The 14,791-nt window shown below is 57.7% G+C and carries 15 protein-coding genes; 9 read left to right on the forward strand and 6 right to left on the reverse strand.

Annotated features, from left to right (window positions below; translation table 11 throughout):
- Positions 1–18: 18 nt before the first annotated feature.
- From eutC to ehuR, 3 genes are all read right to left on the reverse strand, one after another.
- Positions 19–1,011, reverse strand: a complete 993-nt coding sequence (gene eutC / locus FIV35_RS26110) for an ectoine utilization protein EutC (RefSeq protein WP_017736589.1) — start codon at positions 1,009–1,011, stop codon at positions 19–21.
- 36 nt (positions 1,012–1,047) lie between these two features.
- Positions 1,048–2,019, reverse strand: coding sequence for a hydroxyectoine utilization dehydratase EutB (eutB, locus tag FIV35_RS26115; RefSeq protein WP_019818796.1), 972 nt, complete (start codon positions 2,017–2,019; stop codon positions 1,048–1,050).
- A gap of 108 nt (positions 2,020–2,127) precedes the next feature.
- Entirely contained in the window at positions 2,128–3,522 is a 1,395-nt protein-coding gene (gene ehuR / locus FIV35_RS26120) for a MocR-like ectoine utilization transcription factor EhuR (protein ID WP_017736587.1), read from the reverse strand.
- A 276-nt stretch (positions 3,523–3,798) separates the two neighbouring features.
- Here ehuR and ehuB point away from each other — a divergent pair, with 276 nt between their 5' ends.
- From ehuB to FIV35_RS26145, 5 genes are all read left to right on the forward strand, one after another.
- A complete protein-coding gene (ehuB, locus tag FIV35_RS26125; RefSeq protein WP_017736585.1) occupies positions 3,799–4,656 on the forward strand; it encodes an ectoine/hydroxyectoine ABC transporter substrate-binding protein EhuB in 858 nt (285 codons plus the stop codon).
- Positions 4,657–4,725: 69 nt separating this feature from the next.
- Positions 4,726–5,385, forward strand: a complete 660-nt coding sequence (ehuC, locus tag FIV35_RS26130; protein ID WP_019818793.1) for an ectoine/hydroxyectoine ABC transporter permease subunit EhuC — start codon at positions 4,726–4,728, stop codon at positions 5,383–5,385.
- The gene (gene ehuD / locus FIV35_RS26135) at positions 5,382–6,038 is read left to right on the forward strand and encodes an ectoine/hydroxyectoine ABC transporter permease subunit EhuD (protein WP_017736583.1); all 657 of its coding nucleotides are present in this window, start codon (positions 5,382–5,384) and stop codon (positions 6,036–6,038) included. Before ehuC ends, ehuD begins: the two co-directional genes overlap by 4 nt.
- Positions 6,039–6,118: 80 nt before the next feature.
- Positions 6,119–6,913 (forward strand): ectoine/hydroxyectoine ABC transporter ATP-binding protein EhuA, encoded by a 795-nt coding sequence (ehuA, locus tag FIV35_RS26140; protein ID WP_017736582.1) that lies wholly within the window; start codon positions 6,119–6,121, stop codon positions 6,911–6,913.
- 100 nt (positions 6,914–7,013) lie between these two features.
- Positions 7,014–7,253, forward strand: a complete 240-nt coding sequence (locus FIV35_RS26145) for a hypothetical protein (RefSeq protein ID WP_017736581.1) — start codon at positions 7,014–7,016, stop codon at positions 7,251–7,253.
- A 484-nt stretch (positions 7,254–7,737) separates the two neighbouring features.
- On the opposite strand, the gene FIV35_RS26150 is transcribed toward FIV35_RS26145, so the two are convergent.
- Positions 7,738–8,070: a hypothetical protein gene (locus FIV35_RS26150; RefSeq protein WP_017736580.1), complete on the reverse strand. Its 333-nt coding sequence runs from the start codon at positions 8,068–8,070 to the stop codon at positions 7,738–7,740.
- Between the two features lie 233 nt (positions 8,071–8,303).
- Here FIV35_RS26150 and FIV35_RS26155 point away from each other — a divergent pair, with 233 nt between their 5' ends.
- A complete protein-coding gene (locus tag FIV35_RS26155) occupies positions 8,304–8,522 on the forward strand; it encodes a hypothetical protein (protein WP_017736579.1) in 219 nt (72 codons plus the stop codon).
- A 116-nt stretch (positions 8,523–8,638) separates the two neighbouring features.
- Here FIV35_RS26155 and FIV35_RS26160 read toward each other — a convergent pair whose 3' ends face one another.
- Both FIV35_RS26160 and FIV35_RS26165 read right to left on the reverse strand, forming a co-directional pair.
- Positions 8,639–9,259 (reverse strand): tyrosine-type recombinase/integrase, encoded by a 621-nt coding sequence (locus FIV35_RS26160; RefSeq protein ID WP_017736578.1) that lies wholly within the window; start codon positions 9,257–9,259, stop codon positions 8,639–8,641.
- A 149-nt stretch (positions 9,260–9,408) separates the two neighbouring features.
- Positions 9,409–10,326: a LysR family transcriptional regulator gene (locus FIV35_RS26165; protein WP_017736577.1), complete on the reverse strand. Its 918-nt coding sequence runs from the start codon at positions 10,324–10,326 to the stop codon at positions 9,409–9,411.
- 143 nt (positions 10,327–10,469) lie between these two features.
- On the opposite strand from FIV35_RS26165, the gene FIV35_RS26170 reads away from it, so the two are divergent.
- Genes FIV35_RS26170 through FIV35_RS26180 form a run of 3 tightly spaced genes read left to right on the forward strand, consistent with a single transcriptional unit; the run spans position 10,470 to position 14,547 of the window.
- On the forward strand, positions 10,470–11,894 hold the full coding sequence (locus tag FIV35_RS26170; protein WP_017736576.1) for a purine-cytosine permease family protein: 1,425 nt from the start codon (positions 10,470–10,472) through the stop codon (positions 11,892–11,894).
- A gap of 50 nt (positions 11,895–11,944) precedes the next feature.
- Positions 11,945–13,558 carry a class I adenylate-forming enzyme family protein gene (locus FIV35_RS26175; protein WP_017736575.1) on the forward strand — a complete coding sequence of 538 codons (1,614 nt, stop codon included), beginning with the start codon at positions 11,945–11,947 and terminating at the stop codon, positions 13,556–13,558.
- A complete protein-coding gene (locus FIV35_RS26180; protein ID WP_017736574.1) occupies positions 13,555–14,547 on the forward strand; it encodes a thioesterase, FlK family in 993 nt (330 codons plus the stop codon). The genes FIV35_RS26175 and FIV35_RS26180 overlap by 4 nt, the downstream gene beginning before the upstream one ends.
- The last annotated feature ends 244 nt before the right edge of the window (positions 14,548–14,791 follow it).

The following is a 14,791-nucleotide window of genomic DNA, read 5'->3' on the forward strand; positions in this document are numbered from 1 at the left end:
ACGGATGAAAAAAGTGGATTAGCTGCCGAACTGAAAACCCTTGCCGGCCGAGCGCGCGCGCTCGAAGGCCAGATTGGCCATGGCGGTGTCCTGGGCGCCGGTGCCGGTGAGGTCGCACAAGGTGACTTGCGCCTCGCTGGTCCGACCTGGGCGCTGGCCTGCGAGCACTTGCCCCAATTCGGCCAAGCCCGATTCGTCGGTAATAGCGCCGGCCGCCAGAGCGTGATGCAACTCGCCGAGGATTCGCGTCTGGCTCAAGCGATCCGCCACGTAGCGGTCGACCTGCGCCAGCGCCTGGGGGGAAATTTCGTTTTTGTGTTCGGCGTCCGAGCCCATGGCTGTGATATGCAAGCCGGGGTGCAGATGGCGCGCTTCGATCAAGGGTTCGCGGCTCGGGGTGCAGGTGATCGCAATGTCCACGCCGGTCATGGCCTCGTCGATGCTCGCGCAAGGCGTGACCGTCAGGCCGCTGTCGCGCGCCAGTTCAGCGCTGAAGTCTTGAGCCTTGGCGCTATCACGTGCCCAGACTTGAACGGATTCAATCGGTCGCACCAGGCGCAATGCCTGAAGCTGTAACGCGGCCTGCTCGCCGGCACCGATCAGCGCCACGCTGCGACTGTCGACCCGCGACAGGGCGCGAGCCGCCACGGCGCCCGCCGCGGCTGTGCGTACGGCGGTCAGATAACCGTTGTCCAGCAGCAAGGCGTCGAGCAAACCGGTGCGCGCCGACAGCAACATCATCATGCCGTTGAGGCTCGGTAGGCCGAGTTTCGGATTGTCGAAAAAACCCGGACTGACCTTGATCGCAAAACGCTCCAGGCCCGGCAGGTACGCAGTCTTCACGTCCACTTCGCCATTGTGCTCGGGGATGTCCAGACGCAGGATCGGCGGCATTGCCACCGCTGCTGTGGCCAGCAGCACAAAGGCTTGTTCGATGGCTTCGATGCTCGGCAGGTCTAGTGCTACGCAGGCACGCAGATCCGCTTCGCTCAATAAGGTGATGTCACTCATCAATGCGGCACTCCATTCAGTCGTTATTGTTGGGGTTCACGCATCTGCGCCCGCGAGGACGCGCAGGTGCTGATCGATGTCGACGTTACGGCCGCTGACCACCACCACGATCGGCCCGCGCGGCTCAATCAATCCATCAAGCAACGCGGCAATCCCGACCACGGCCGCGCCTTCCAGCACCAGACGCTCTTCGCGATAGGCATGGCGTAGGGCATTGGCGATGGAAGTCTCGCTGAGCAAATGCAGGTGGTCACACAGATCGCGAGTCATGTTGAAGGTGTAACGGTTGTTCAGGCCGATGCCACCGCCGAGCGAGTCGGCCAGGGTCGGCAGCTCTTCGACTTCCACCGGATGCCCGGCTGCGAGGCTGGCGTGCATGGCTGCACCGCGTTGCATGCTGATGCCGTGGGTGATGATGTTCGCGCTGACGCTTTTGATCGCCAGCGCAACCCCGGCAAACAAACCGCCGCCGGACAACGGCACGAGAATTTGCACCACGTCCGGTTGCTGTTCGAGGATTTCCAGCCCCAGCGTGCCCTGCCCGGCGATGATGGTCGGGTGATCGAACGGCGGCAGCAATGTCGCGCCTTGCTCGTTGGCGATCCGTTCGGCTTCACGCTGGGCGTCGTCCTGAGACTGGCCGACGATGCATACCTCGGCGCCCAGATCACGAATGGCTTGAACCTTGTTCGCCGGCACCAGATGCGACAGGCAAATCGTCGCCTTCACGCCTTGCCGGGAAGCGGCATACGCCAGAGCACGACCGTGATTACCGGTCGACGCCGCCACCACGCCACGCGCTTTCTCCTCGGCGCTGAGCTGCGCCACGGCATTGCTCGCGCCGCGCAATTTGAAACTGCCGGTGATTTGCTGGGATTCGAGTTTGAGGTACACCGCCACGCCCAATCGTTGCGAAAGGCTGGGCGAGTATTCCAAGGGGGTACGCCGGACAAGCGATTCGATGCGCTGGCGAGCGAGGTAAACATCATGTAGCTGCAACGTTGACATGACCGCGTCCCGACTGTGGTGTTGGGCGCAGTCTAAGAGGACTGGATTGTCGTAATGAATGTACTAGGGCAATTTATCCGACAAACTTTTTTGCGGACTTTTTCCCGGTCAAAAATCATGGATTTGCGGGTACTGCCCGAATATCTCGCGCATGCTTATCAATGCATCACGCATTTCTTCGTCGCTGCATTCGGCGCCGACACACACCCTCACCGCTCGAGCTCGCGGCGTTCCACGCACGGTGAACGGATCAGGCGATGCGACAGCGATGTGCCGGTGACGCAAGGCCCGCACCAGGCTGTCGACCTCCCAGTGTATTGGAATGCCAACCCACGCGTTCAGTGCATGAGGATGCTGGCCGAGCAGGTGCTCGCCCAGGTATTTGCTGACTATCGCCTGCCTGCCGGCCAACAGTTTGCGCTGCAATCGCACGAGCGTGTCGGCGCGACCGTCACGAATCCAGCGCGCAGCGATTTCGGAGACCATGGGCGTGGCCATCCAGCTGTTGACCCGCAAGATACTTTCGGTGCGCAACGCCAGTCGCTTGGGCACTACCAAATAGCCGATGCGCAAACCGGTCAGCACTGACTTGGTCATGCTAGTGCAATAGAACGATAACTCCGGCAGGTAATGGCTGATTGGCGGCGCGCGATGCTCATCCAGCAACGGCCCGTATACATCGTCTTCAATGATGTGCACACCGAAACGCCGGGCGATATCGGCAATCTCCCGCCGACGACTGTCGGGCATCAGGCTGGTGGTCGGGTTGTTCAGGTTGGGCGTGCACACCAGCGCGGTGATGCGCTCATTGCTGCACATGTCTTCGAAGTGTTCCGGGTCTATGCCATAGCGGTCCATTTCCAGGCCTTTGAGGGTGAATCCCAATACCTGAGAGTTGCCGATTACCCCGTGATCGGTGATCCCTTCGCAGAGCACGACATCATCGGGACCGGCCAGAGACGCCAGCGCAAGGAAGATGCCGTGAGCGGCGCCGTTGGTAATCAGGATGTCATCACGCTCGACCCGCAGTCCTTGCCGTCCGATCCAGTGCGTGGCCTCTTCGCGGTGCGACTCGAAACCCGCAATCGGACGAAATGCGTGTATCCACGGCTGATCCTCTTCCGTGCTGAGTTCGAGACAGGTGTCACGCCAGAACTGGTCGTGCTCGCGGGTGTGCAGGATCCGCGCGATGGAAAAATCCACCAGGGCCCGTTCGGGGCTATCGAGAATATAGGTAGCCACTCGATCGCTCATGCGCCGCGACACAAAACTGCCGCGCCCGACTTCGCAACGCACCAGCCCCTGACGCTCCAGCTCTTTATAGGCGTTGGTGACCGTCTGCACGCTGATGCCCATGGTATCGGCAACATGCCGCTGCGGTGGCAGGCGCTGATCATTGGCCAAGACACCCTGCTCGATATCATCGGCAATCGCCTGCACCAGAATCTTGTACTTTGACTCGCCACTGCGGGCGATATCCAGTGCCGCTTTCCATTTGTCCATCAGCGCTAAAACTCGGGTCTGTGCTCGTCGGGACAGCATCGCGCTAGTATCCATGCAATGCAATTGTCCTAGTGCAATACAATGATGCTCAGCGCTTTTGTATGCTCGGCTCAAGGTCGACAGCGGGCACCTTAAAGCCCACAACAAAATCAATCGACCTGTACCGGACTGCGCCCAGCTCCATGAGATCAGTCCTTGTACGCTTTGCTCTTGTAACACTGCCTCCTACCACAGAGCCGTCACCGACGGGTCAACAAGAAACAGGAGATTTTATCGATGAGCAATTTCCCTTCCCGCAGCACCCATGCATTGCGTCACCTGTTCATAGCTTGCGCGATGTTCGGCCTAGCCGCCGGCGCCCAAGCCGCTACGACACTGGAAACCGTCAAACAGAACAGCAGCATCCGTATCGGTTATGCCAACGAAACCCCATTCGCCTTTACCGAAACCGACGGCAGGGTCACCGGTGAATCACCGGAAATCGCCAAAGCCATCTTTGCCAAAATGGGCATCAAACAGGTTGACGGCGTGTTGACCGAATGGGGCTCGTTGATCCCGGGTCTGCGCGCCGGGCGCTTCGACGTGATTGCCGCCGGCATGTACATCACGCCGGCTCGCTGCAAGCAGGTGCTGTTTACCGATCCGCAGTATCAACTGCCAGACGCGCTGCTTACGGCCAAAGGCAACCCGAAGGGGCTGCACAGTTACGAAGACATCGCCAAGAATCCCGAGGTGAAGCTGGCAATCATGGCCGGCACGGTGAACCTGGGCTATGCCCGCGACTCGGGTGTAAAGGATGAGCAAATCCTCCAAGTACCGGACACCACCGCCCAGTTGCAAGCCGTGCGCGCCGGTCGTGCCGATGCGGCAGTGGGTACTCAACTGACCATGAAAGGTTTGGCCGCCAAGGGTGGTGAAAAAGTTGAAGCAGTCACCGAGTTCAAGGATGACCCGTCACACATTGGATACGGTGCTCTCGCCTTCCGTCCGGAAGACAAAGACCTGCGCGATGCGGTCAACGCCGAGTTGAAAAAATGGTTGGGTTCCGAAGAGCACCTCAAGGCAGTTGCCCCTTTCGGGTTTGACAAATCCAACGTGACAAGCAAAACGGCTGCCGAGCTCTGCGCTCAATAGTCGAAACAGGCATGGCGCCACGGCGCGATGCCTATTTCCCTGCTTAACCCGGATGGACAGGTTTAAACCATGGGTGAATTACTTCCGCTATTGATACAAGGCGCTTGGGTGACGCTCCAGGTGACGATCTTCGGTTCGCTGCTGGCGATTGTCGCGGCGATTCTCGCGGCCCTGGGGCGCATGTCGCCCTGGCGGCCATTGCGCTGGTTTTCCATTGCTTACATTGAAGTGTTTCGCGGCACGTCGTTACTGGTGCAATTGTTCTGGCTGTTTTTTGTGCTGCCGCTGCCGCCCTTCAACCTTGAACTGAGCCCCTACAGCGTGGCCATCGTCGGCCTAGGCTTGCACATTGGTGCTTACGGCGCCGAGGTGATGCGCGGTGCGATCAGCTCCGTCGCCAAGGGTCAATACGAAGCGTCCACGGCACTCAACTTCAGCGGCTACAAACGCTTTCGCCGCATCATTCTTCCGCAGGCGTTGCTGGCCGCTATACCGCCGGGTACCAACCTGCTGATCGAATTGCTTAAAAATACTTCGCTGGTGTCGTTGATCACCCTGTCAGACCTGAGCTTCAGGGCTCGTCAACTGGATCAGGCCACTTTCCAGACCCTGGAAATCTTCAGTCTGGCGCTGGTGATGTATTTCATCCTGGCGCAAGCCATCAACATCGGCATGCGCCGCATTGAGCAGCATCTGGCTCGCGGGCGGTTGCGTGGAGGTCTGTCATGACACTGTTCGACTGGACCTATGCCTGGCATATCCTTCCCGATTTGCTGCGCGCCTCGCTCAACACCGTGGGCATTACCCTGATCGGTTTCCTGATCGCCATTGTGCTGGGACTGTTCCTGGCTATCGGCCGACGGAGCCGCAGAGTCTGGCTGTCGTGGCCGACCACCGCTGTGATCGAGTTCATTCGCAGTACGCCACTGCTGATCCAGGTGTATTTCCTTTACTACGTGCTGCCCAATTACGGCGTCAGCATGACCGCCATGCAAGTGGGCATTCTGGGTATCGGCCTGCATTACGCCTGTTACATCGCCGAGGTGTATCGCGGCGGCCTCGATGCGGTGCCGCGCGCACAATGGGAAGCAGTCACGGCGCTGAACATCGCCCCGTACAGCGCATATCGCAACATAATCCTGCCGCAGGCCCTGCGGCCGATCCTGCCGCCATTGGGTAACTATCTGGTGGCAATGCTCAAGGATACGCCGGTGCTGTCGGCGATTACCGTGGTGGAAATCATGCAACAGGCCAAGAACATCGGCTCCGAGAACTTCCGCTATCTGGAGCCGATCACCATGGTCGGTCTGTTTTTCCTCGCCCTAAGCATCGCTTTGGCTTATCTGGTACGGCGCCTTGAAGTGCGCCTGGAGCTACGCTAATGACTACCCCACTGTCGACACCCGGTGACCTTTCAAGGCACAGCAACCCGACCCCGCTGCATCCGCAAGAGGCCACGGCCATGCAGAAAACCAAACCGGTAAAGCCGATCGTCAGCTTCCAGGACGTTACCAAGAGCTACGGCAACTTTACCGTGCTCGATCATTTGAACCTAGACGTCACGCCGGGTGAAAAAGTCGCGATCATCGGCCCCAGCGGCTCCGGAAAATCCACACTGCTGCGGGTACTGATGACACTCGAAGGCATCGATGACGGACTGATTCGCATTGAGGATGACTTGCTGACCCACATGCCCAATCGCAACGGTGTATTGGTGCCCGCCAATGACCGGCACATCCGCCGAGTGCGTGGCAAGATCGGCATGGTGTTCCAGAGTTTTAACCTGTTCCCTCACATGACAGCGTTGCAAAACGTTATCGAGGCGCCGGTGCAGGTGCTCGGCATGAAACCGACCGAGGCCCGTGAACGTGCAGCAGACTTGCTGGAACTGGTGGGTCTGGGCAGCAAGCTCGGGCATTACCCATCGCAGTTGTCCGGTGGTCAACAACAACGGGTGGCGATCGCCCGGGCACTCGCCATGCGCCCGAAAGTCATGCTGTTCGACGAAGTGACCTCCGCCCTCGACCCGGAACTGTGCGGTGAAGTGCTCAACGTGATCCGCAAGCTCGGCACCGAACACAACCTGACCATGCTGATGGTGACGCATCAAATGGGTTTCGCCCGTGAGTTCGCTGATCGTGTGTGCTTTTTCTACAAAGGGCAGATTCACGAGCAGGGCACCCCGGCGCAAATCTTCGAACACCCGCAGCAGGAACGCACGTGCGCGTTTCTCAGTGCGGTGAAAGAAGCAAACTAGGCAAGCTCACCAGCCCTGGCCGCCACTCGGGTCGATTACGCGTTGGGATTGCAGTTCATCGTCCCGCTGGGGGATTTGGTAAAGCCAAAAGGAGTAGTTCATGACTTGCTTGATTTGTGGTGAAACTGCGGCGGTCGTTGAAACTGATGGTGAATACGAGGAAGGAATCTGTCCGAGCTGTGGGCATTGTCGAATTACGGGTGCGGCGCTTGTGCTGATGAAAACCCACGGCCGGTATTTCGATATAGAGCTGACTCGGAAGTGGATCACAGAGCACCAAGGCATCGGATTTATTCCAACAATTGATTCGCGCCAGGCAGTTCGCCTGATTGACGTTTAATCGGCGACTCAATTCAGATCCGTCACTGTCCCGCTGAGGCAAATACGCTTTTCTGTGGGCATAGGGGCCCAATCCAGGGGCATGTCCTGGCGGTGACGTGATTCGGATTTATGGGCTATTGGTTGATGGCCCGGTATATGGTCTGATTCAGGAGCTTTGTAATGACAGATACCCCCTTACAGAGATGCCGACGTGGTGTTGGCGTGCCCAAAATGTGGAAGCAACCACTTTGAACGTCCGCTTCCGCGAAAGTCGTAAGACCGCTTAGGGTCGATTTTTGCCTGTCGCCACCCTCAGATATGTGGCTTGGGGTTGGCGACCATTTAAACATTGAGAGTGGGATCGGGTGATGGTTTTAAATCCAATCCGGGATACGACTAACGCCCCTAATATTTGAGGCTTCAATCGACACGAATCTGTTGGGTGGCCCGCGGTAAAGTGAATGCGGCATGATGCCCAGCGGGCGAAAAGTGAGAGTACCCACTTACATCGGTTTGACCGAGACTACTTCCACAAACCTGAATTTTTTTCTGGCCGTCTTTGTAGCTTCTTGTTCTGCAACTAGGGAGCTCAGCGTATCGGCCTCATGCACCATCTCGTACATCTCGCCTTCAAATTCGTTTCCCACACGGAGCGTAACTCTCAACCTAGGAGTGAAGCCTTTTGAGACTGCCTTTTTCTTCGCTGCCTTCACCGGTTGTACGATCACAACATCCGGGACTGTGTCCTGCACGTCTGAGTTAATTGCCGGCGCAGAGGGCTCAGAATCACCGAATAGCGCCCGGCGCATCTCATCTTCCATCAATTCCGTATTCATACCATTTCTCAGAAGGGTGTTATCTATAACCTGATCGATTCTATCAGGATGGCCGGACTCTGTAGTAAAGCGTCGTTGGGTCTGACCTGAGGTGACAAAGGCCAACAGAGCAGATACCGGCGAGCGTCAGCATCTGTCCATCTGCCGCCTATCATGGCGGGCAGCTGTCGGCCAGTCTCAGCCAAAGACGAGATGAGCTAGGCTTCCGGCATCATTCCTCAAGGACGACCGCCATGCCAGATAACTCAGACTGCAAGATCGCCACGGCGGACGCTCTGACATTGCTCCTCCACAACCAGCACGCCTTAAGTGCAGCTATAGAAGAAATAACCAAGTGGCTCTCAGAAAATGGGGTAGGAAGCGTCGCCGCTAATGCGATGTCGGCTATGGAAACGCTGGACACTAATGCTCAAGCCATCACAGATTCCATTTTGAGGATACGCCAGTCATAAATTACTCAGCGCAAGACTGCCCTCTGATTTGAATGCCCCCCGATTTTGTAGACACAATTGACTGGCGGCTATGGGACGGATAGCGACGGTCTAGCATCGACCGTCGCAGTGAATGGTCAGACTTCCGTCTGCTCGGCCATTTCCAAGGCATCATCGACCTCGATTCCCAGGTATCTGACAGTGCTTTCAAGCTTCGTATGACCAAGCAGGAGTTGGACGGCTCTCAGGTTCTTCGTCCTGCGATAGATCAACGAAGCCTTGGTTCTCCTTAGCGTGTGGGTTCCGTACATGGTTGGATCAAGGCCAATAGCTGTCACCCAAGCTTTGACTATTCGAGCGTATTGCCTGGTGGAAAGATGGTCTGAGGCGTGCAACCGGCTCGGGAACAAGAAGTCCTCGCTGCGGAGACGCGCCTCGCGCATCCAAGCCTCCAGAACCGTTCGGGTTTGCTCAGTGATTTCAAACTGCACTGGGTGCTGAGTTTTTTGCTGCATCACGATGGCCCGTGACGACACATGCTCCCCATGGGCGATGTCTCGGACTCGCAACTTGGTTAAGTCACAGGCACGCAGCTTGCTATCGATGGCCAAGTTGAATAGCGCCAAATCACGCGCCTTCTCAGCAAGCTGAAGTCTTACTCGGATAGCCCAGATATCTCTGACTCGGAGCGGGGCTTTCTGACCGACAAGCTTTCCCTTGTTCCAAGGCTGATGGCTGTATGTAGCAATGGTGTTCATGGCTCGTCCTCCACGTTGAGGGAGGACAAGAGTGGATCAGTCACAATGGCTGGTGGTCGCTATCCGACCCATAGCTGTCGTTCACCAGCGGAAAACTGCTCCGCAACGGACTGTCGAAAATAGCTCGGCGGAGAAATCAAAAACCTTCATCAGATTGTCGAGGTTTCAAGCGTATCGGCTTCATTGAACAGTTCGCGCATCACCACCACGAACGCTTCAGCCGGGCGGGATGGGTTCTGGGTTTGCGACGAGGCGATCACGACTCGTTGCGGTGGGATGCTAGCGTCAAATGGGCGACACACGATGGGTCGCCCGTCGTAGCTCAAGTCTCCAGCGGGTCGAGTGACGAGAATCGACACTCCGTGCCCATGTGCCACGAGTGAGCGCACCATTTCCACCGAGCGCAACTCCATAATGACATTGGGCTCTACACCGCCCGAGCGGAACAGTGACAGGAAATAGTCGCGACTGTGAGGTAGGTCTAGAAGGATAAAGGGCTCGGTTTGCAAATCCTGAATACACAAGCTGGCTTTTGCTGCCAGATGATGCCCTTCGGGCAGCAGCACATAAGGTGATTGCAGTCCCACCGCCTGTAGCTTGACCTTACGAGCCAGGTTCATGTCATAGATCAGCGCTAAATCAAGGGTGCCGCGCTCCACCCGTTCAATCAGTTCCTCGGTGTCACCTTCGACAATGGCGACTCGTACCTCAGGAAAGCGCTGCTTGAAGCGCTCGACCATGGTGGGGACATGTCGCGCGCCCAACGTTGCAAAGCAACCCACCGAAAGGTCCCCCACCACGCTATCAGTCTCCTTGGCAGAGAGCTGCGCGGCACTTTGCAGTAGCTGCCTTGCTTGCTGGTAACGGCGGGTTCCGGCGGAGCTGAGTTCGATCCCTTTGCCTGGAATCCTCACGAACAAGCGCTCATCCCATAAGGCTTCCAACTCCGCAATCGCGTTTGATATCGAGGGTTGGGACACACTCAGCGACTTCGCCGCATTGACGGTACTTCGACATTGGGCCGCTGCTACAAAATATTCGATTTGCCGAAGGCTGAAGTGAATCATTATTTTTAATTCGCTGTATCAACAGTGCATATTTTTAATTATATACCCCGCCGCTTAACCTCAGTCCATCCACAGCCTGTGTCCTTCCAAAAAACGCGCTGATCTGGCGCAGATGCTGCACTAACAATATCGAGGATTCGCCCATGGCTAGTTCAACTGCGCCTGTTGCACCGAGGTCGGTAATTGAAACCCGCTCCATCGATTACATACCGGAAAACGAGCGCCATGGCAGCGCCTTCGGTCAGTTCACACTGTGGCTGGGTGTGAACCTGAACATCACGGCCATCGTCACCGGGGCTTTGGCGGTGGTGCTGGGAGGCGATGTATTCTGGTCGTTGATTGGCCTTCTGATAGGCCAAGTACTTGGCAGCATCGTCATGGGCCTGCAAGCTGCCCAGGGGCCGGCGATTGGCCTGCCACAGATGATCCGCAGTCGCGTGCAGTTCGGTGTCTATGGTGCGGTCATTCCGCTTGTACTGGTGAGTTTGTTGTACGTGGGGTTCTCGGCGGGCGGCACGTTGCTGGCCGGTCAATCGGTGGCGAAAGTGCTATCGATCGCGGACTGGCAGGGCATCATTCTGTTCGGCCTGGTAACCCTGTTGTTGGCGACCCTTGGGTATCGCACCATCCACTCCATCGCCAAAGTAGCCAGCGTGGTGGGCGTCATTGCCTTTATCTACATGTTCGGTGCGTTGCTGGCCCGGCACGATATCCATGCGCTGCTCGACAATCGTCACTTCGTCGCTGCCAACTTCGTGTTTTCGATCTCGTTGGCAGCCGCCTGGCAGATTTCGTATGGGCCATATGTAGCGGACTACTCCCGATATTTGCCCAGTCAGACGTCCAAGTTGAAGATCTTTCTGGCTGCATCGCTGGGCACAGTACTGGGATCACAGGCCGCCATGACCTTCGGTGTGTTTGCCGCAGCCCTCGCCGGAACCGCCTTCTCGGGCCATGAGGTAGAGTTTGTCGTCAGCCTGGGCTCGACGGGTGTGTTGGCCATGATCCTGTATCTGGTGGTCGGCTTCGGCAAGATCACCATGATGACCCTCAACGCTTACAGCAGCTACATGTCCAGCGCGACCATTGTCAGCGCGTTCTGCGGCGTCAGCAGAGTGTCTCTGGCCCATCGCTTCATCTATGTGCTGGGAATGGTGTCCGTTGCAGTGCTGATTGCCCTGGCCGGTTCCCACAGCTTTATCAGTGCGTTTTCTTCCTTCCTCATTTTTCTCCTGGCGTTCATCACCCCCTGGAGCGCGATCAGCCTGGCCGACGTGTTCTTCGTCAACGGCACGCGCTATGACCTGGCAGCTCTCAATGATCCCGCTGGCCGCTATGGCCGTTGGAACTGGCCGGTTATTGCCACCTACTGCTGTGGGGTACTGATGGAGTTGCCGTTCATTTCCAGCGGTTTCTACACCGGACCGGTCGCCCGTGCGCTGAACTATGCAGATGTTTCCTGGGTGGTCGGCCTGCTGGGTACCGGAATGCTTTATTGCCTGGTCAGTCGGCGAATGGCCGCCAGGGTGCCACCGTCCCTGACGCCTGCTCTCGACAGCAAAGCCTAACTGGATTTCCAATCCAATCAGCCTTCACTTCACTCTCAGGTAGTCTTTTCATGACATCGGATAAATCCCGCTTCGCACGCGAAAACTTGCCCGGCGACCCATACGCAATGCTGTTGCACTGCGCGAACCGCTGGCCGGACAAGGAGGCGCTCGTATTTGACTCCACACCTCAGCGGCTGACCTTCAGCCAATGGTTGCTTGCTTCCCAGACACTGGCCTGTGCCTTGCGGCGGCGCGGGATTCAACCCGGCAGCTCGGTGGCATTGTGGGCGGAAAACAGAATCGAATGGCCAATCGCGCAGGTCGCCATCGCTGCCATTGGTGCGGTGCTGGTGCCGGTTAATACGCACTTTCGCGAGGACGACCTCCTGCATGTGCTGGACCACAGTCAGTCGGTGGCGATCTTGCTTTCCGCGCGCTTTCGCTCCAGTGACTATCTGTCCATGACACTGGACACTCGTAACCGGTTACCCCTTCTGCGCGACGTGATTTGTTTCGACGGACCTGGGCTTCACGCTGAGAATTGCTGGAGTTACGCAGCACTGATGAGCGAAGGACCGCAGCTGCCATTTCAGGCGTGGCCCTGGTCGCCTCGCGAGCTGGCCAGCATCCAGTACACCTCCGGCACCACAGGGCGGCCAAAGGGCGCTGAACTGTGCTTCGAAGGCATGTTGATGAATGCACGAGGAACCGTCGCGCGTCTGGCGGTTACCGCCGAGGATCGCTGGACTTCCATCATTCCGCTATTCCACTGCGCGGGCTGCATTATGAATGTGCTCTCAGCGCTGGCCGCAGGGGCTACGTATGTGGGGGTCAGTGCCTTCGAAGCCGAGCGAATGTTGCACCTCGTGGAGGCCGAGCGCTGTACGCTGCTGACGGGCGTTCCCACCTCTTATCTGGCCATGCTGGAGCACCCGCGACGAACACAGTACGACCTTGGCTCGTTGCGGGCGGGCACTTGCGGTGGCGCCGATTGCGACCCGGCTTTGCTCGAACGCTGCGCGTCTGCGTTCCCGATTCCAGGCCTGGTACAGGTGTACGGCCAGACTGAAGCCAGCACCCTTATCGCTTTGGACAGTTGCGAGAGTGCGCAGCGATTCACCACCGCCGGCATGCCATTGCCAGGCATGCAGGTGCGCGTGTGTGATCCGGACAACGGCCAGGTGCTGGCCTGCGGTGAGACCGGGCAGGTTCAGGTGCGCGGGCCCATGGTGATGCTCGGTTATCATCGTGACCCGCTGGAGACTACTCGTTGTATCGACCTCGATGGCTGGATGCAGACGGGGGATCTCGGACGCGTTACCGCCGATGGCCGAGTGGAACTTGTGGGAGGACGGTTACGCGACATGATCATCCGCGGTGGCGAGAACATCTACCCGGTGGAGGTGGAGAACCTGCTACGCGGCCACCCGGCGATCACCGAAATCGCTGTATTTGCCATGCCGGATCCTTTCTACGGCGAAGTGGTCGCCGCGGCGGTCGAGTTGGGTGGGGCGCTCTCCGCTGCGCAGGTGAAGCAAGCGTGTGCCGGAAAAATCGCTGGGTTCAAGCATCCATCCAGGGTGTTCAAGGTCAGCCAATGGCCCATGACGTCCAGTGGAAAAATACTCAAGCGCGAGCTGAAAGCCCAAGCCATGGCGATGCAGTTGGAGGAATTGCCATGAGCACACCGATCATCGGCCACCGGCATCACTGCGCATTCGTACCAGGGCTTCAACAGACGGCTGCCGCCATCGGTAATGCCGGGGTGCAGGTGGTATCTACGCCGGCACTTATTGCTCTGCTGGAGGAAACGGCGGGCAGTGGCGTTCAGGCTTTCTGCGTTCCGGGATGGGGCACGGTTGGCACTAAAGTGGATATTGCGCATTTGAGCCCGGCCTGGCCGGGCATTGAGGTCCAGTGCGAAGCCGTGTTGGAGTCGACCAAGGGCCGCACGTTGAGTTTCGCGGTGAGCGCGAGCCAACAAGGGCGGTTAGTGATGCGCGGCCATCACGAACGAGTGAGGGTCGACCTCAGCCGCTTCTCCCTACCGCAACCGATCAGTGCGGGCGAGCCAATTGAGTTTTTTTTCGATTTTCACAGTCCATGGTGCTACCTGGCTATGCCGCGCTTGCGAGAAATCGCCGCTGCCCATGGTCGAGCGATTCATTGGCGGCCTATGCACTTGGCCAACCTGATCGATCACATCGGGGGGCGGCGACCACTGGAAGCATCGCCAGCATTTGTGCGGTGGTTTCAGCAGGATTTGCAGGATTGGGCTCGACTGAGACGCTTGACGCTAAGCTACCACCCTCAGTTTCCATTACGGCCTTCCCGAGCTTTGCGTTGCAGCTTGTATGCAATCGAGAAGGGAAAGGGCGTGGAGTTCATCTTCAACGTGATGCGAGCTTACTGGAGTGAAAACCGGGATATCAGCGACCTGGAGATCCTCGGCGATCTGGCGATTGCAGCAGGCCTGGACCGAAGTGCAACTATTCAAGCTGCTTCCGATGAGCGATTCAAACTGGCACTGGAGGCTAACAACGATCAAGCCGTGCAGGTAGGCGTTTTCGGTGCTCCGACCTTCATCGCCGATTCGAAGCTGTTCTGGGGCAATGATCGGCTGGAAATGATGGGAGATTATCTAGCCCAGAGTAACGGTCAGAACAATTAGTCCCTGGCGATGGAGGAGCGTTGAATCAGGCTTAAAGAGTGGGAAGGTTTCTGTATTGCTTCATTTGACGAACCGCTCCTCAATTCATACCCGGGAGCAAGTCGACTGACTGCTTATGGCCGATTCTGTTGAAAAAGTAGCTCTCCTGTTTGGCCTGGGGCAAAATCACTCCATCGGCCAGCGGGAGAATACGCAGCATGATGGGACAGTTATCGAGTGGGCAGGAGCGGCTGTTTTACTCGTT

This window comes from Pseudomonas rhodesiae (genome assembly GCF_007858255.1).
In the GTDB taxonomy this organism is placed as follows: Bacteria; Pseudomonadota; Gammaproteobacteria; order Pseudomonadales; family Pseudomonadaceae; genus Aquipseudomonas; species Aquipseudomonas rhodesiae.